This is a genomic window from Thermobispora bispora DSM 43833, from assembly GCF_000092645.1.
In the GTDB taxonomy this organism is placed as follows: domain Bacteria; phylum Actinomycetota; class Actinomycetes; order Streptosporangiales; family Streptosporangiaceae; genus Thermobispora; species Thermobispora bispora.
This window is the reverse complement of the sequence record NC_014165.1, coordinates 1,057,674-1,071,553: the sequence shown is the minus strand read 5'-3', so window position 1 is coordinate 1,071,553 and position 13,880 is coordinate 1,057,674. Positions and strand designations below refer to the sequence as shown.

At 73.2% G+C, this 13,880-nt stretch carries 16 protein-coding genes and 1 pseudogene; 5 read left to right on the top strand and 12 right to left on the bottom strand.

Annotated features, from left to right (window positions below):
- Positions 1-88: 88 nt before the first annotated feature.
- A pseudogene (locus tag TBIS_RS20150) lies at positions 89-361 on the bottom strand (alcohol dehydrogenase catalytic domain-containing protein); the annotation flags it as partial.
- 153 nt (positions 362-514) lie between these two features.
- Here TBIS_RS20150 and TBIS_RS04720 point away from each other — a divergent pair.
- From TBIS_RS04720 to TBIS_RS04710, 3 genes are read left to right on the top strand one after another with little or no spacing between them, the layout of a single operon-like run.
- Positions 515-2,125, top strand: a complete 1,611-nt coding sequence (locus TBIS_RS04720) for a DHA2 family efflux MFS transporter permease subunit (RefSeq protein WP_013131204.1) — start codon at positions 515-517, stop codon at positions 2,123-2,125.
- Complete coding sequence (locus tag TBIS_RS04715) at positions 2,122-2,793, top strand: TetR/AcrR family transcriptional regulator (protein WP_013131203.1); 672 nt, start codon at positions 2,122-2,124, stop codon at positions 2,791-2,793. Before TBIS_RS04720 ends, TBIS_RS04715 begins: the two co-directional genes overlap by 4 nt.
- 25 nt (positions 2,794-2,818) lie before the next feature.
- Positions 2,819-3,388: an NADPH-dependent FMN reductase gene (locus TBIS_RS04710; RefSeq protein ID WP_013131202.1), complete on the top strand. Its 570-nt coding sequence runs from the start codon at positions 2,819-2,821 to the stop codon at positions 3,386-3,388.
- Between the two features lie 80 nt (positions 3,389-3,468).
- Here TBIS_RS04710 and TBIS_RS18055 read toward each other — a convergent pair whose 3' ends face one another.
- The 11 genes from TBIS_RS18055 to clpS form a co-directional block, all read right to left on the bottom strand.
- Positions 3,469-4,695 carry a toxin glutamine deamidase domain-containing protein gene (locus TBIS_RS18055; protein WP_050760436.1) on the bottom strand — a complete coding sequence of 409 codons (1,227 nt, stop codon included), beginning with the start codon at positions 4,693-4,695 and terminating at the stop codon, positions 3,469-3,471.
- A gap of 250 nt (positions 4,696-4,945) precedes the next feature.
- The gene (rdgB, locus tag TBIS_RS04700) at positions 4,946-5,560 is read right to left on the bottom strand and encodes an RdgB/HAM1 family non-canonical purine NTP pyrophosphatase (RefSeq protein WP_013131200.1); all 615 of its coding nucleotides are present in this window, start codon (positions 5,558-5,560) and stop codon (positions 4,946-4,948) included.
- Positions 5,557-6,300, bottom strand: coding sequence for a ribonuclease PH (gene rph / locus TBIS_RS04695; RefSeq protein WP_013131199.1), 744 nt, complete (start codon positions 6,298-6,300; stop codon positions 5,557-5,559). The genes rdgB and rph overlap by 4 nt, the downstream gene beginning before the upstream one ends.
- Before the next feature lie 5 nt (positions 6,301-6,305).
- Positions 6,306-7,061, bottom strand: a complete 756-nt coding sequence (locus tag TBIS_RS04690; protein ID WP_013131198.1) for an MBL fold metallo-hydrolase — start codon at positions 7,059-7,061, stop codon at positions 6,306-6,308.
- 48 nt (positions 7,062-7,109) lie between these two features.
- Positions 7,110-7,943 carry a glutamate racemase gene (murI, locus tag TBIS_RS04685; protein ID WP_013131197.1) on the bottom strand — a complete coding sequence of 278 codons (834 nt, stop codon included), beginning with the start codon at positions 7,941-7,943 and terminating at the stop codon, positions 7,110-7,112.
- A gap of 221 nt (positions 7,944-8,164) precedes the next feature.
- Positions 8,165-8,959: a thioesterase family protein gene (locus TBIS_RS04680; protein ID WP_013131196.1), complete on the bottom strand. Its 795-nt coding sequence runs from the start codon at positions 8,957-8,959 to the stop codon at positions 8,165-8,167.
- Between the two features lie 136 nt (positions 8,960-9,095).
- Positions 9,096-10,043: a PLP-dependent cysteine synthase family protein gene (locus TBIS_RS04675; protein WP_013131195.1), complete on the bottom strand. Its 948-nt coding sequence runs from the start codon at positions 10,041-10,043 to the stop codon at positions 9,096-9,098.
- Complete coding sequence (locus TBIS_RS04670) at positions 10,044-10,322, bottom strand: MoaD/ThiS family protein (RefSeq protein WP_013131194.1); 279 nt, start codon at positions 10,320-10,322, stop codon at positions 10,044-10,046. It abuts the gene before it with no gap.
- Between the two features lie 267 nt (positions 10,323-10,589).
- On the bottom strand, positions 10,590-11,003 hold the full coding sequence (locus TBIS_RS04665; RefSeq protein WP_013131193.1) for a M67 family metallopeptidase: 414 nt from the start codon (positions 11,001-11,003) through the stop codon (positions 10,590-10,592).
- A gap of 10 nt (positions 11,004-11,013) precedes the next feature.
- Positions 11,014-11,538, bottom strand: coding sequence for a DUF2017 domain-containing protein (locus TBIS_RS04660; RefSeq protein WP_013131192.1), 525 nt, complete (start codon positions 11,536-11,538; stop codon positions 11,014-11,016).
- Between the two features lie 29 nt (positions 11,539-11,567).
- Positions 11,568-11,855 (bottom strand): ATP-dependent Clp protease adapter ClpS, encoded by a 288-nt coding sequence (clpS, locus tag TBIS_RS04655; protein ID WP_013131191.1) that lies wholly within the window; start codon positions 11,853-11,855, stop codon positions 11,568-11,570.
- A gap of 48 nt (positions 11,856-11,903) precedes the next feature.
- Here clpS and TBIS_RS04650 point away from each other — a divergent pair, with 48 nt between their 5' ends.
- Together TBIS_RS04650 and TBIS_RS04645 are read left to right on the top strand one after the other, a co-directional pair.
- On the top strand, positions 11,904-13,178 hold the full coding sequence (locus TBIS_RS04650) for a nicotinate phosphoribosyltransferase (protein ID WP_013131190.1): 1,275 nt from the start codon (positions 11,904-11,906) through the stop codon (positions 13,176-13,178).
- Positions 13,179-13,245: 67 nt separating this feature from the next.
- Entirely contained in the window at positions 13,246-13,818 is a 573-nt protein-coding gene (locus TBIS_RS04645; RefSeq protein ID WP_013131189.1) for a nicotinamidase, read from the top strand.
- Positions 13,819-13,880: the final 62 nt, after the last annotated feature.

The following is a 13,880-nucleotide window of genomic DNA, read 5'->3' as shown; positions in this document are numbered from 1 at the left end:
CCCCGGCGACCTCCCACGGCAGCCCGGCGGGCTTGGCGGTGACGTGGCCGGCCGGGACGACCACGTGGTCGGCGTAGGCCGCGGCGACGGTGAAGCCCAGCACCTCGTCGCCCACCGACGGGCTCGCCACCCCCGGTCCCACCGCGTCGACGACGCCGGCGAACTCGTTGCCCAGGGACTGGGGGAAGGTGTCGCCGGGAGCCGCGAAGGCGCCGCTGCGGATCTTGCAGTCCACGGGGTTGACGCCCGCGGCGCGGACCCGTACCCGGATCTCGCCCACCCCGGGCTCGGGCGGCTCCTCCTCGATGAGGCGCAGCACCTCCGGACCGCCGTACGCGAAGAACACGACCCGCCGCCCCATGCCGTCCACCTCCCGTCTTGTCCGATCCGATCCCACAGATCAGAACGGAGCGCTCCGCTCTTGATTCGGCGCCCAAGCGGCCGTAGAGTCAATCGTAGCGGAGCGCTCCGCTCCGTTCCAGGTCGAGGCGCGCGGGCGGAAGGAAGGCGGATCGTGGGCGGTCACCACCCCACCGGGCGCGGCGCCCGGCCGCACCCGGGCCTCCGTTCCGGTACGGCCGGCGGACCGGCGGACCGGCCGGGCGAGCGGATCGACGGCGCGCTGGTACGGCTCGGCGTCGTGATCGTGGCGGGGGCGTTCACGTCGGCGCTGGACGCGACCGTGGTCTTCGTCGCGCTCGGCAGCATCGGCCGCGACCTGGCCGGACCGCCGGCCGCGCTGCCGTGGGCGGCCACCGGCCACCTGCTCGCCCTCGCCACGGTGGTGCCGCTGACCGGGTGGTCGGTGGCGCGGTTCGGCGCGCGGGCGATGTGGCTCGCCTCGCTGTCCCTCTTCATCGGCGGCGCGGCGCTGTGCGGCCTCGCCTGGTCGCTGGAGAGCCTCATCGTCTTCCGCGTGCTGCAGGGCCTCGGTGCGGGGATGATCCCGCCGCTCGCGCAGGTGATCCTGGTCCGGGCGGCCGGCCCGCGCCGGATCGGCCGGGTCATGAGCATGGTGAGCGTCCCCACCCAGCTCGCCCCGATCGCCGGCCCCACCCTGGGCGGCCTGCTCGTCGAGGGCCTCGGCTGGCGCGCGGCCTTCGCCGCCTATGTCCCGCTCGGCGCCGTGGCGCTCCTCCTCGCCTGGCGCGGCCTGCCGCGCGATCCGCGGGGCCCGGCGCCACGGCTGGACCTCGCCGGGATCCTGCTCCTCTCCCCCGGGGCCGCCGCCCTGCTGTACGGCCTGTCGCTGTCGGGCGGGACCGGCGGCCGGCCCGCCGGAACGCCGGTGTGGGCGTTCACCGCGGTGGGGGTGGCGCTGGTGGCCGGGTTCGTGCTCCACGCCCGCCGGCCGGGGCGGGCTCCCGCGGTCGACCTCCGCCTCTTCCGGCACCGGCCGTTCACCGTGGCGAGCGTGCTGATCTTCCTCTCCGGCGCGTCGCTGTTCGGGCTGATGTTCCTGCTCCCGGCCTACTACCAGCAGGCCCGCGGGCTCGACCCGCTGCAGGCCGGGCTGATGCTCGCCCCGCAGGGAGCCGGCATGGTCGCGGCGCTGGCGATCGTGGGCGTGCTGGTCGACCGGTTCGGGCCCCGCGCGATCGTGCTCGCCGGCATCGCGATCACCATCGCCGGCACGCTGCCGTTCACCCAGGCGGGCATCGCCGACGACCGGCCGTGGTCGGCCGCGGCGCTGGTCCTGCGCGGGCTGGGGCTGGGGGCCGCGGCCATGCCGCTCACCGCCGCCGCGTACCGGGAGCTGCCGAAGGAGGAGGTGCCCCAGGCCGCCGGCGCGCTGGTCATCCTGCAGCGGCTGGGCGCCTCGTCCGGGACCCGCTGCTCGCCGTGGTGCTGCAGCGCGGGCTCGGGCGGGACGACGGCGCGCCGGCGGCGGAGCAGGCCGCCGCCTTCAGCCACGCGTTCTGGTGGACGGTGGCGCTCAGCGTGGTCGCGCTGCTGCCCGCCCTGGCGCTGCCGGGGCGGCCGGCGGGGCCCGGGCGCGCCGCGCCGCCCGCGGAGGCGGCTCCGCTGCCTCGCCCGGGCCGGGTCCGGTCCGGTGGCCGGCCGGGTGGCCCGGAGCGCCGGGAAGGTGAGCGGAGCGTTCTGTTCAGTAGCATGGGCGGCATGACCCCCGAGAAGGCCGTGCATCGCCGCGCCGACGCCGCGCGCAACGACGCGCGCATCCTGGCCGCGGCCCGCGAGGTGTTCATCGAGTACGGCCCGGACGCGCCGGTCTCCGTGATCGCCGAACGGGCCGGCGTCGGGATGGGCACCCTCTACCGGCGGTATCCGAGCAAGGAAGACCTCATGCGGGCGCTCACCATGGCGACCATGGAGGACACCCGCCGGGCCGCAGAGGAGGCGTGCGCCCACCCCGACCCGTGGGCGGGCTTCACCGGGTTCCTCGAGGCCTGCGTCGAGGCGGGCGTGGACGGATCGCCCCGGGTGACCGGCTCCTTCACGGTGACCGAGGAGATCCTCCAGGCGAGCCGGCGGGCCCGTGAGGCGGTGCAGCGGCTCGTCGACCGCGCCCAGGCCGCGGGCGTGCTGCGCGCCGACGTCAACGCGCACGACATCGCCCTCGTGCTCGGCGTGCTGCGCGAGCTGCGCGTGGCGCACCGCGACCGCGACCCCGCGCTGCGGCGGCGGTTCACCGCGATCGTGCTCGACGGGCTGCGGCCCGCCGCGGCACGGCCGCTGCCCGCCCCGCCGGCGGGCTGGGACGACGTGGTGCGCGCCTGGCAGGCCGTGTCCGCGCGGGCCGGGGACGGGGATCCGCCGCCACCGGGGACATGACGACATGAGGTGAGGAGTCAGCGGCATGGCCGGCCCCCCGATCCGGCTCGCGGCGATCGTCGCGAGCACCCGCGAGGGACGGTTCGCCGACACCGTGGCGAACTGGTTCATCGACCAGGTGACGCGGTACGACGTCGACCTCGACGTCATCGACCTGAAGTACACCCCGTTGCCGGCCGTGATGCGCGCCGCGCCCGGTCCCGAGGTGCGCGCCTTCGCCGCCCGCATCGGCGCCGCGGACGCGTTCGTGGTGATCACTTGCGAGTACAACCACGGATATCCGGCGTCCCTCAAGCTCGCCATCGACTCGGTGCGGGACGAGTGGCGGGCCAAGCCGGTGGCCTTCGTCTCCTACGGCGGGCTGGGCGGCGGGTTGCGCGCGGTGGAGCAGCTCAAACAGGTCTTCGCCGAGCTCGAGGCCGTGCTCGTCCGTGACTCGGTGAGCTTCCACATGGCCCACGAGCGGTTCGACGACGCCGGCCGGCCGCGGCACCCGGAGCAGGCCGGCCGCGCCGCGGCGATCATGCTCGACCGGCTGCTGTGGTGGGCGGGCGTGCTGCGCGACGCCAGGAAGACCCTCCCGCCGGCGGCCTAGCGATCACGGCCCGCCCCGCCACGCTCCCCGCCGGCGGAGCCGGCCGCGCACCGTTCCCGGCGCGCCGGGCCGGGCGCCCGTCACATCCGCCGGCCGTGCCGGTCCATGATCACCGCGAACACGGCGGTGACGTCCTCGTACGGCGGCTCCACCGCCATGTGGCCCCGCTGGGCGTCGATCCACAGCACCTCGCCGCGGCAGTTCACCGCGTTCCACGCGTGGCTGCCACCGCCCGGCCAGCGGGTGATCAGCACCGCGGACCCGCCGTGCCCCGCGGCCCGCAGCCGCTCCGCGATCGCGGTGTAGGCGCGGCAGCCGTGGCCCACGTACTCGAACCGATGCCCCAGCCACGCCTCGGCCCGGGCCACTCCCCCGGTCTCCCCCGTGAGCAGGGGACGGCCCGACGGGTCGTACTCCGGCAGCCGCCGCGCCGCCACCACCGGCTCGCCGTGCCAGGTCGAGATCACCGCGAGCGCGCAGTCCACGGCGTTCGTGGACCGGAACGGGTCCTCGGTCGGGCCCTCGGCGTTGATCAACCGGATCCAGGTGCCCCGCGGGTCCGGGAACCGGCCGTTCACCGCCTGCTCCAGGTTCGCCTGGCTCTCCGGGGTCGGCTCGGCGAGCCCGCCCGGTCTGCCGTACGGCCGGGTCTCCTCGAGCCGGGGCGGCCGGTTCGGGCGGTCGAGCCAGTCGAGCTCGGCCTCCTCCTCGGCGGTCACGATCCGCTCCGCGTCACCGCGCGCCACGGTCTCCACCGGCTCGGTGTCCCGGGTCTCCTCCGCGGTCTCGCCGGTCCCCTCCGGCTCGGGCGCGCGGTCGTCCTCCGCCGGGACGCCGGCGTCGTCGCCGATCCGGGCCGGCGCCGGGAGCTCCACGGCCGGCGACGGGTCCGCGTCGTCGGCCGCCGTCCTGGGCTCGGGCACCTCGGGTATCGGGCGGTCGGCCGGCGCGGGCTCCCGCGCGTCACCGGTGGCCTCCCCGCCTCCGGCCTCCGGGCGATCCGGTACGGCGGGGCCGGGCCGGTGGTGCTCGGCAGGCGCCCGGTCCGCCCCGCCGAGCAGGTCCATCGCGAGATGGCCGGCGGTCCCGTTCATGAGGCCATTGGCGAGCCCGCCGACCGCGCCGTTGGGCGAGCCGCCGTGGCCGGGGCCGGTCCCGTTCACGAGCCGGCCCAGCACGCCGCCCGTGACGCCGTTCGCCATGGCGGGGCGGCCGTCGCCGCGGGCGGGGAACGGCGGCGCGGTCTCAGCCGCCCGCTCGTAGTCACGCCAGCGGCGCCCGTCCGGGCTGACGATCGGGTTGTACACGCCGCTCGGCAGTCGCCATCTGGAGTGGCGCTTGGCCCTTTCTCGGTTCACGTGCTACGGCCCCCCTCTCGCGCATCAGCCGCCGATGCTAGAGGGGGACGGCCGCCGGCACGGTCGTTTTTCCCAACTTCAAACCTCGCCGGCCCGGGCCGGCGCGGCGGCGCGGCGTGGCCGAATGGGATCTCCGGGACCCCGGGCGCGGGCCCGGGCGGGCGCGGCGGCGGGCCGGCGCGCCGGAGCCGCCGGCCGGCTACGCGGTCAGGCCCAGAGCGCGGGCGATGACCGGGACGAGCGCGCGGAACGCCCGGCCGCGGTGGCTGATCGCGTCCTTCTCCTCGGGGGACATCTCCGCGGTGGTCCGGGTCTCGCCCTCCGGCACGAAGATCGGGTCGTAGCCGAAGCCGTTCGTGCCGCGCGGCTCGCGGATCACCACGCCGTAGAGCGCGCCCTCGACGACGTGCTCCTCGCCCGACGGCAGCGCGAGCGCCGCGGCGCAGGCGAAGTGGGCCTTGCGCCGCTCGTCCGGCACGTCGCCGAGCTGGGCGAGCAGCAGGTCGAGGTTGGCCTTGTCATCGCCGTGCCGTCCCGCCCACCGGGCGGAGAAGATCCCCGGCATGCCGTTCATGATCTCCACGCAGAGCCCGGAGTCGTCGGCGATCGCGGGCAGTCCGGTCTCCCTCGCCACGGCGCGCGCCTTGATCAGCGCGTTCTCCGCGAACGAGCCGCCGGTCTCGGCGATCTCGCCGACGCCGGGGAACTCCTCCAGGCCGACGAGCTCGACCGGCAGCCGCGCCTCGGCGAGGATCCGGCGCAGCTCGGCGATCTTCCCGGCGTTCCGGGTGGCGAGCACCACGCGCGCGCTCATGCGCCGCTCCCCGGGAGGTCCCGGCCGAGCGCCTCGGCCTGGATGCGGGCGAGCTCGGCGCAGCCGGCCGTGGCGAGGTCGAGCAGCGCGTTGAGCTGGTCCCGGCCGAACGGCGCGCCCTCGGCGGTGCCCTGCACCTCGACGAACGCCCCGGCTCCGGTCATCACCACGTTCATGTCGGTCTCGGCGACGACGTCCTCCTCATAGCAGAGATCGAGCAGGGGTTCGGAGCCGACGATCCCGACCGAGACCGCGGAGACCGAGTTCACCAGGGGGTCACCGAGGCAGACCTCGTTCGCCCGCATCCACGCCACGGCGTCGGCGAGGGCGACGAACGCCCCGGTGATCGCGGCGGTCCGGGTGCCGCCGTCGGCCTGCAGGACGTCGCAGTCGATGATGATCGAGTTCTCCCCCATCACCTTGAAGTCCACGCAGGCCCGCAGGGCCCGGCCGATCAGCCGGGAGATCTCATGGGTGCGGCCGCCGATCTTCCCCTTCACCGACTCGCGCTCGCTGCGCGTGCCGGTGGCGCGGGGCAGCATGGCGTACTCGGCCGTCACCCAGCCCAGGCCGCTGCCCTTGCGCCAGCGGGGGACGTTGCCCGCCTCCACGGTCGCGGCGCACAGCACCTTGGTCGCGCCGAACTCCACCAGGACGGAGCCTTCGGCGTGGGCGAGCCAGTTACGGGTGATCGTCACCGGGCGGAGCTGGTCGGGTCGCCGACCGTCTGAACGTGTCATACAGGTCACCCTAGGTCATAGACGGCGCCGCTCCGCGCCAGTTCCATCCGCCCGTCGAAACCGCCGCGGGAGGCGTCCTCCAGGATCCGGGCGGGGTCGTACCAGGGGACGAGGTGGGTGAGGACGAGCGTGCCCACCCCGGCGCGGGCGGCGTGCTCGGCGGCCTGGCGGCCGTTGAGGTGCAGGCCGGGCGGCTGCCCCGGCGCGTCGAGGAACGACGCCTCGCAGAGCAGCAGGTCGGCGTCGCGCGCCAGCTCGACCAGCTCGGCCGACTCGCCGGTGTCCCCCGAGTAGACCACGGACCGGCCGCCGTAGGTGATGCGGTAGCCGTACGTCTCGACGGGGTGGTTCATCGGGGCGGCGGTCACCTCGAACGGCCCGATCCGCCGCACCCCCGTGGTGACCGGGATGAACTCGAACGAGTTCTCCAAGACCGGCTCGTGCGGCATGCCGTACGCCGCGTTGAGGCGCTGGGCGGTGTCCCGCGGCCCGTAGACCGGCACCTTGCCGGGCAGCGGGCCGTCCGGGGTGTACGTGCGCACCACGTGGTAGGCGCACAGGTCGAGGCAGTGATCGGCGTGCAGATGGGTGAGGAGGACCGCGTCCAGGTCGTACAGGCCGAGGAACCGCTGGAGCGCCCCGAGCGCCCCGTTGCCGAAGTCCATCATCAACCGGAAGCCCTCCGCCTCCACGAGGTACCCGGAGGAAGGGCTGTCCGGTCCGGGGAAGCTTCCCGAGCACCCGACGATCGTGACCTTCATCCCCAGCTCCCACCGCCCGTCGATCTCATCCCGAGCTCCCAGCGCGCATCACGAGCTCCCGGCGCCGGATGGTTGCCGGCCGCTCCTCAGCCCCAGCGTCGCGACCTCGACGTACCGGAGCTCCGGCCCGAGGAACCGCCGGCCGAGGCGGGCGAAGAGGGCGGTGTCACCGGTCGCGCGGAACCGGTGGAAGGGCTCGGCCTCCGCGTTGAACATCCCGCGGTCGTGCAGGATCCGGTAGACGTCCTTGGCGGTCTCCTCCGCGCTCGACACGAGCGTGACCCCGTCGCCCGCCACATAGGAGATGGCCCCGGTGAGCAGCGGGTAGTGGGTGCACCCGAGGATCAGCGTGTCGCACCCGGCGTCGAGGATGGGCTTGAGGTACCCGCGGATCACCTCGATGAGCTCCTTGCTCATCGTCTCCCCGCGCTCGACGAACTCCACCAGCAGCGGCGCGGCCACCGCGACCAGCTCGATGTCGGGGGCGGCGGCGAAGGCGTCGTGGTAGGCCATCGACTCGATCGTGGCCCGGGTCCCGATCACCCCGACCTTGCGGTTCTTCGTCACCCGTACGGCCCGGCGCACCGCCGGCTGGATGACCTCGACGACCGGCACGGAGTACCGCTCCCGCGCGTCCCGGAGCACCGCCGCGCTCGCGCTGTTGCAGGCGATGACCAGCATCTTCACCTCGTGCTCGACGAGGTGGTCCATCACCTCCAGCGCGTACTCGCGGACCTTCGCGATCGGCTTCGGCCCGTACGGCTGTCGCGCGGTGTCCGCCACGTAGAAGATCGACTCGTTGGGGAGCTGGTCGATGATCGCGCGGGCGACGGTGAGGCCGCCGACGCCGCTGTCGAAGATTCCGATAGCCCCGCTGTTCACCGGCACGCCTTCCAAGCGTAGGGGAGCATGCACCGCTGATCAGGGTAAGAAAGCTCACACTTGTGGTCTCTGGAGCGCATAGGGATACTTCCCCGCCGACCCCTTGGGCGTGATCTCACCCGGCCTTCCGGGCACGCCGTGCGCTCACCCGGGCTTCCGGGTGGGCGGTGGGCTCACGCCTTCCGGGTGGGCCGTGGGGCTCACCCGCCCCGCGGCGTGTCTCACCCGCGGCCGAGGCGGGCGAGCTGGCGGGACTGGGCGACGAGCCGGCCGGCCGAGTCCCACACCTCGACCTCCTCGTCGAACCAGCCGTCGCTGATCAGGCGCCCGCTCCCGATCACGGTGAGCCAGCCCGGCGCGGGGAGCGCGCGCAGGTGCCAGGTGAGCTCCACCGTGGGCGCCCAGCCGCGCATGCCCGCGGAGAAGACGACGGGCGGCATGGCGTCCACGGCGAGGGCGAGCACGTACGGGTCGGGGTCCTGCGGCTCGGCGAGCCGGAAGTACGCCCGCATCTCGGGGCGGCCGGTGGGCTCGCCCTTGAGCCACCCCACGGTCGGCGGGTCGAACCGCAGCTCGATCTGGTGGTTGAGGGTGAGGCCGCTCTCGGGTTTGGGGTCGGGCAGCCGCACGCACTCATCCGGTTCGGGCATGCGCGCGGAGGGCCCGTCCGACCAGACCGGCACCGCGTCCGGGTCGAGCGTCGCCGTGGTGACCAGCGCCTCGACCACCGCCTGCCCCTCCTGGATCAGGGTGGCCCGGGAGACGGCCGCGGTCCTGCCCGTCTTGATCCGCTCGACGCGCACCCGGGCGGCGCCGGGCCGGGCGACGCGGAGGAACTGCGCGCTCGTGGAGACCGGGTGCTCGTGCGGCGACTCGTCGACCACCGCGCGGAGCATGGCCGCCATGAGGTAGCCGCCGTTCAGCGGGCCGCCGATCGAGAACCCGTTGTCGAGGCAGACGTCGTACGTCTGATCGTCGACCCGGATCGCGCGCGTGGCCTCGTCGAACTTCGTCACCCTGCCCACCTGCCCAGAACAACATTCTCGAACCTTGTTCTGGCATTTACTGTAAGGCCTGGGTGAACGGAAAGGACGCCCGGCCCTCGGCGTCCCCTGCGAGGACGGCGAGAGCCGGACGCCCTTTGCCGGGGCTTCAGGCCCAGAGCTGGCCCTCGAGGCGGCGCTCCGCCTCCTCGAGCGTGCCCTCGTAGGCGCCGGTGGACAGGTACTTCCAGCCACCGTCGGCCACGATGAAGACGATGTCGGCCCGCTCGCCCGCGGCCACTGCCTTGCGGGCCATGGCGAGCGCGGCGTGGAGCGCGCACCCGGTCGAGATGCCGGCGAAGATGCCCTCCTTCTCCAGCAGCTCGCGGGTCCGGCGCAGCGCGTCGGCCGAGGAGACCGAGTAGCGCGTGGTGAGCACCGACTCGTCGTAGAGCTCGGGGATGAACCCCTCGTCCACGTTGCGCAGGCCGTACACCAGCTCGCCGTAGCGCGGCTCGGCTGCCACGATCTTCACGCCGGGCACGTGCTCGCGCAGGTAGCGGCCGACGCCCATGAGCGTCCCCGACGTGCCGAGGCCGGCGACGAAGTGGGTGACGGACGGCAGGTCCCGGAGGATCTCGGGCCCCGTGGTCTCGTAGTGGGCGCGCCAGTTGGCCGGGTTGCCGTACTGGTAGAGCATCACCCAGTCACGGTGCTCCTCGGCCAGGGCCTTCGCCACCCGGACCGCCTCGTTGGAGCCGCCGGCCGCCGGAGACGAGATGATCTCCGCGCCCCACATGCGGAGGAGCTGGCGGCGCTCCTCGGAGGTGTTCTCCGGCATCACGCACACCAGCCGGTAGCCCTTGAGCCGGGCGGCCATGGCGAGCGAGATCCCGGTGTTGCCCGAGGTCGGCTCGAGGATGGTGCACCCCGGATGGAGCAGCCCGTCCTTCTCGGCCTGCTGGATCATCCAGAGCGCGGGCCGGTCCTTGACCGATCCGGTCGGGTTCCGGTCCTCCAGCTTCGCCCACAGCCGCACCTCCGGGGACGGGGACAGGTGCGGCAGGCCGACCAGCGGGGTGTTGCCGACCGAATCGATCAGTGAGTCGAAACGCATTTAACGCGCACCACCGGCGACGGCGGGAAGGACGGTGACGGTGTCGCCGTCGGAGACCGGGGTGTCGAGCCCGCCGAGGAAGCGCACGTCCTCGTCGTTGAGGTAGACGTTGACGAAGCGCCGCAGGCCGGACTCGTCGACCAGGCGGTCCTTCAGCCCCGGGTGGCGGGCGTCCAGGTCACCGATCACTTCCTTCAGCGTCGAACCCTCGGCCGTGACCGCCTTGGCGCCACCCGTGTAGCTGCGCAGGATGGTCGGGATGCGGACCTCGATCGCCATCGCGGCTTGATCTCCTTGATCAGTCAGGTCGTCGTGCGGGATGAACGCTCACCCGAGGTGAACGCGTTACAGATGAGCGCGAAAGCTCGGCAGGAAATTCCGGAAGGCTCTAGCGGAGAAAACCTGCGCGCTCAGCGACAGTCGTAGACGACGAAGGGTGTGTGCGCGAAGAAGAAGCTCTGCACAGGGCACACCGGGAACGCCCGGCGGCAAGGGACAGCCGGTGACGACACACGAGAAGCGTCATCGTAGGCCATGAAAGAGAGTTTAGTCGTAGGATTCTACGATCTTCACTTCCTCTTCCGTGACGACTCCGTCCACGATGCGGAACGACCGGAACTCGCCCTCCTCCGTGGCGGTGGAGACGAGCACGTAGTGCGCGTCCGGCTCGGACGCGAGCTCGATGTCGGTCCGCGACGGGTACGCCTCGGTCGCGGTGTGCGAGTGATAGATCACCACCGGGACCTCGTCTCGCTCGTCCATCTCCCGCCAGACGCGGAACTGCTCCATGGAGTCGAACCGGTAGAAGGTCGGGGAGCGCTCCGCGTTCTGCATCGGGATGAACCGCTCGGGACGGTCCGAACCGGCAGGGCCCGCGATGACGCCGCACGCCTCGTCCGGGTGGTCGGCGCGAGCGTGCGCGATGATCTTCTCCACCAGCTCGCGTTTGATCGTCAACATGCTCGGAACGCTACCAAAGCGCGCGTACCAGGGTGTCCTGCAGGTAGGTCAGCCAGTCGTAGGTGATGAAGGCCGGGTACCGGGGGTCGTCCTCGGGCATCCGCGCGATCTCCTCGTGGACCTCCTCGGTCACGTCGAGCCGCACCCCGAGCGCGAGCCGTACGTCGTTGAGCGCGCGGAGCCAGGCGTGGGCCTGCTCCGGGGTGAGCGTCACCCGGCCGGGCGCCAAGGTCTCGAGCACCGTGGCCGCGTCGGCCCGCTTGCCGTCCCGCAGCGTCGCCTCGGTGTACCGGCGGAACTCCTCCGCCGCCTTCTCGTCCTCCGGGTACGCCGACGGGAACAGCCGGGCGAGCACCGGGTCGGTCGGCGGCGTGGGCGAACCGATGCCGAGCGCGCGCTCCAACGGGTCGTCCCCGGTCGTCCCCGGCTCGATCAGCTCGAGGATCTGCGACACGACCGACCGCAGGACCGCCGCCTCGGCCGGGTCGAAGTGCGCGGTGATCTTGTCACCGGACGCCTGGAAGCCCGTGCCCATCGCCCTTCCCCCGGCCGCTCGCCGGCCGCTCAGACATCCTGCTGGACCGTGGCCCACAGGCCATAGGAGTGGAGGATCTGGACATTCCGCTCCATCTCCTCCCGGGTGCCGCTGGCGACCACCGCCTTGCCATTGCAGTGGACGTCCATCATCAGCTTCTCGGCCTTCGGCCGTGGGTAGCCGAACACCTTCTGGAACACGTAGGTCACGTACGACATGAGGTTGACCGGGTCGTTCCAGACGATCGTGAGCCACGGCCGGTCGGACCGGACGTCCGACGACTCCCGGATCAACTCTGCAGGAGCTGTGCCACCCACATCTCCATCCTGCACCAGGGTGACCGTAGTCTTCGACTCGTGCGAGCCATGACGGGGACAGCCCTACTGACCGACCGCTACGAACTCACGATGCTCCAGGCGGCGCTCGCCAGCGGAGCCGCGCACCGGCGCACCGTCTTCGAGGTCTTCGCCCGCTCGCTCCCGCAGGGGCGCCGGTACGGCGTGGTGGCGGGGGTGGACCGGGTGCTCGACGCGATCGAGGACTTCCGGTTCGACGAGGACACCCTCGAGTTCCTCCGCTCGGCCCGGGTGGTGGACGAGCGGACCCTGGAGTACCTCGCCTCCTACCGGTTCTCCGGCGACGTGTACGGCTACCGCGAGGGGGAGGTGTTCTTCCCCGGGTCGCCGATCCTCGTGGTGGAGGGCACCTTCGCCGAGGCGGTGCTGCTGGAGACCGTCGTCCTGTCGATCCTCAACCACGACTGCGCGGTCGCCGCCGCGGCGTCGCGCATGGTCCACGCGGCCGGCGGGCGCCCGCTGATCGAGATGGGGTCGCGCCGGACCCACGAGCACGCGGCCGTGGCGGCGGCCCGGGCGGCCTACCTGTGCGGCTTCGCCTCGACCTCCAACCTCATGGCCGAGCGCCGGTACGGCATCCCCTCCGCGGGCACCGCCGCCCACGCGTTCACCCTGGTCCACGACTCGGAGAAGGAGGCGTTCCGCGGCCAGCTCGAGTCGCTCGGCTACGGCACCACCCTCCTGGTCGACACCTACGACGTGGCCAACGCGGTGCGGACGGCGGTCGAGCTCGCCGGCCCGCGGCTCGGGGCGGTGCGGATCGACTCCGGCGACCTCGCCGTGGTCGCCCAGGAGGTGCGGCGCCAGCTCGACGAGCTCGGGGCCACCAAGACCAAGATCATCGTGACCGGCGACCTGGACGAGTTCTCGATCGCCGCGCTCGCCGCCGCCCCGGTCGACGGGTACGGCGTCGGCACCTCGCTGGTCACCGGGTCGGGGCACCCGACCGCCCACCTCGTCTACAAGCTGGTGGCCCGGGAGGACCCCCGGGGAGAGCTCATCCCGGTGGCGAAGCGGTCGGTGGGCAAGCCGAGCCGCGGCGGGCGCAAGTGGGCGTACCGGCGGATCAGCGGCGGGACCGCGACCGCCGAGATCGTCGCCAACCGGCCCATGGAGGACGAGGGACGCCCGCTCCTCGCCAAGCTGATCGAGCGGGGCGAGGTCATCGGCAGGGAGCCCTTGGCGGCGGCCCGGGAGCGGCACCGCGCGGCCATGGCCGAGCTCCCGCTGGTCGCGCACAGCCTCTCGCCCGGCGATCCGGCGATCCCTACAATTTTCTACTGATCACCTTTTGTCAGGATTTTTCTAGAAGTGGGGCGCTCGCCGACCGGCGGCCGAGGAGGTGAGGGGCGTGACGACCGCGCTCGTCATCGTCGACGTGCAGAACGACTTCTGCGAGGGTGGCAGCCTCGCCGTCGCCGGAGGCGCCGAGGTCGCCGCCGCGATCACCCGTCACCTCCGGGACAACCGATACGACCACGTGGTCGCCACCCGGGACTACCACATCGACCCGGGCTCCCACTTCTCCGACGAGCCCGACTACGTGACGAGCTGGCCGGCGCACTGCGTGGCGGACACCCCGGGCGCCGCCTTCCACCCCGCCCTGGACACCTCGGCGGTCGAGGAGGTGTTCAGCAAGGGCGCCCACTCGGCCGCGTACAGCGGGTTCGAGGGGGCGGCCCCGGACGGCACCGGCCTGGCCGAGTGGCTGCGGGCGCGCGGGGTGGACGCGATCGACGTGGTCGGCATCGCCACCGACCACTGCGTGCGCGCCACCGCCCTGGACGGCGCCCGGTCCGGCTTCAGCGTGCGGGTCCTCCTCGGCCTCACCGCCGGCGTCGCCCGGGAGACCACCGACCGCGCCCTCGCCGAGCTCAAGGAGGCGGGCGTCGAGCTCGTCGGGACCCCGATCGTCCGGAGCTGAGCCGCCCCGCGCGCGGACCTTCCCACGGCCCGGTCCGGCGAGCCGCGCCCGGGCGGGCCCCG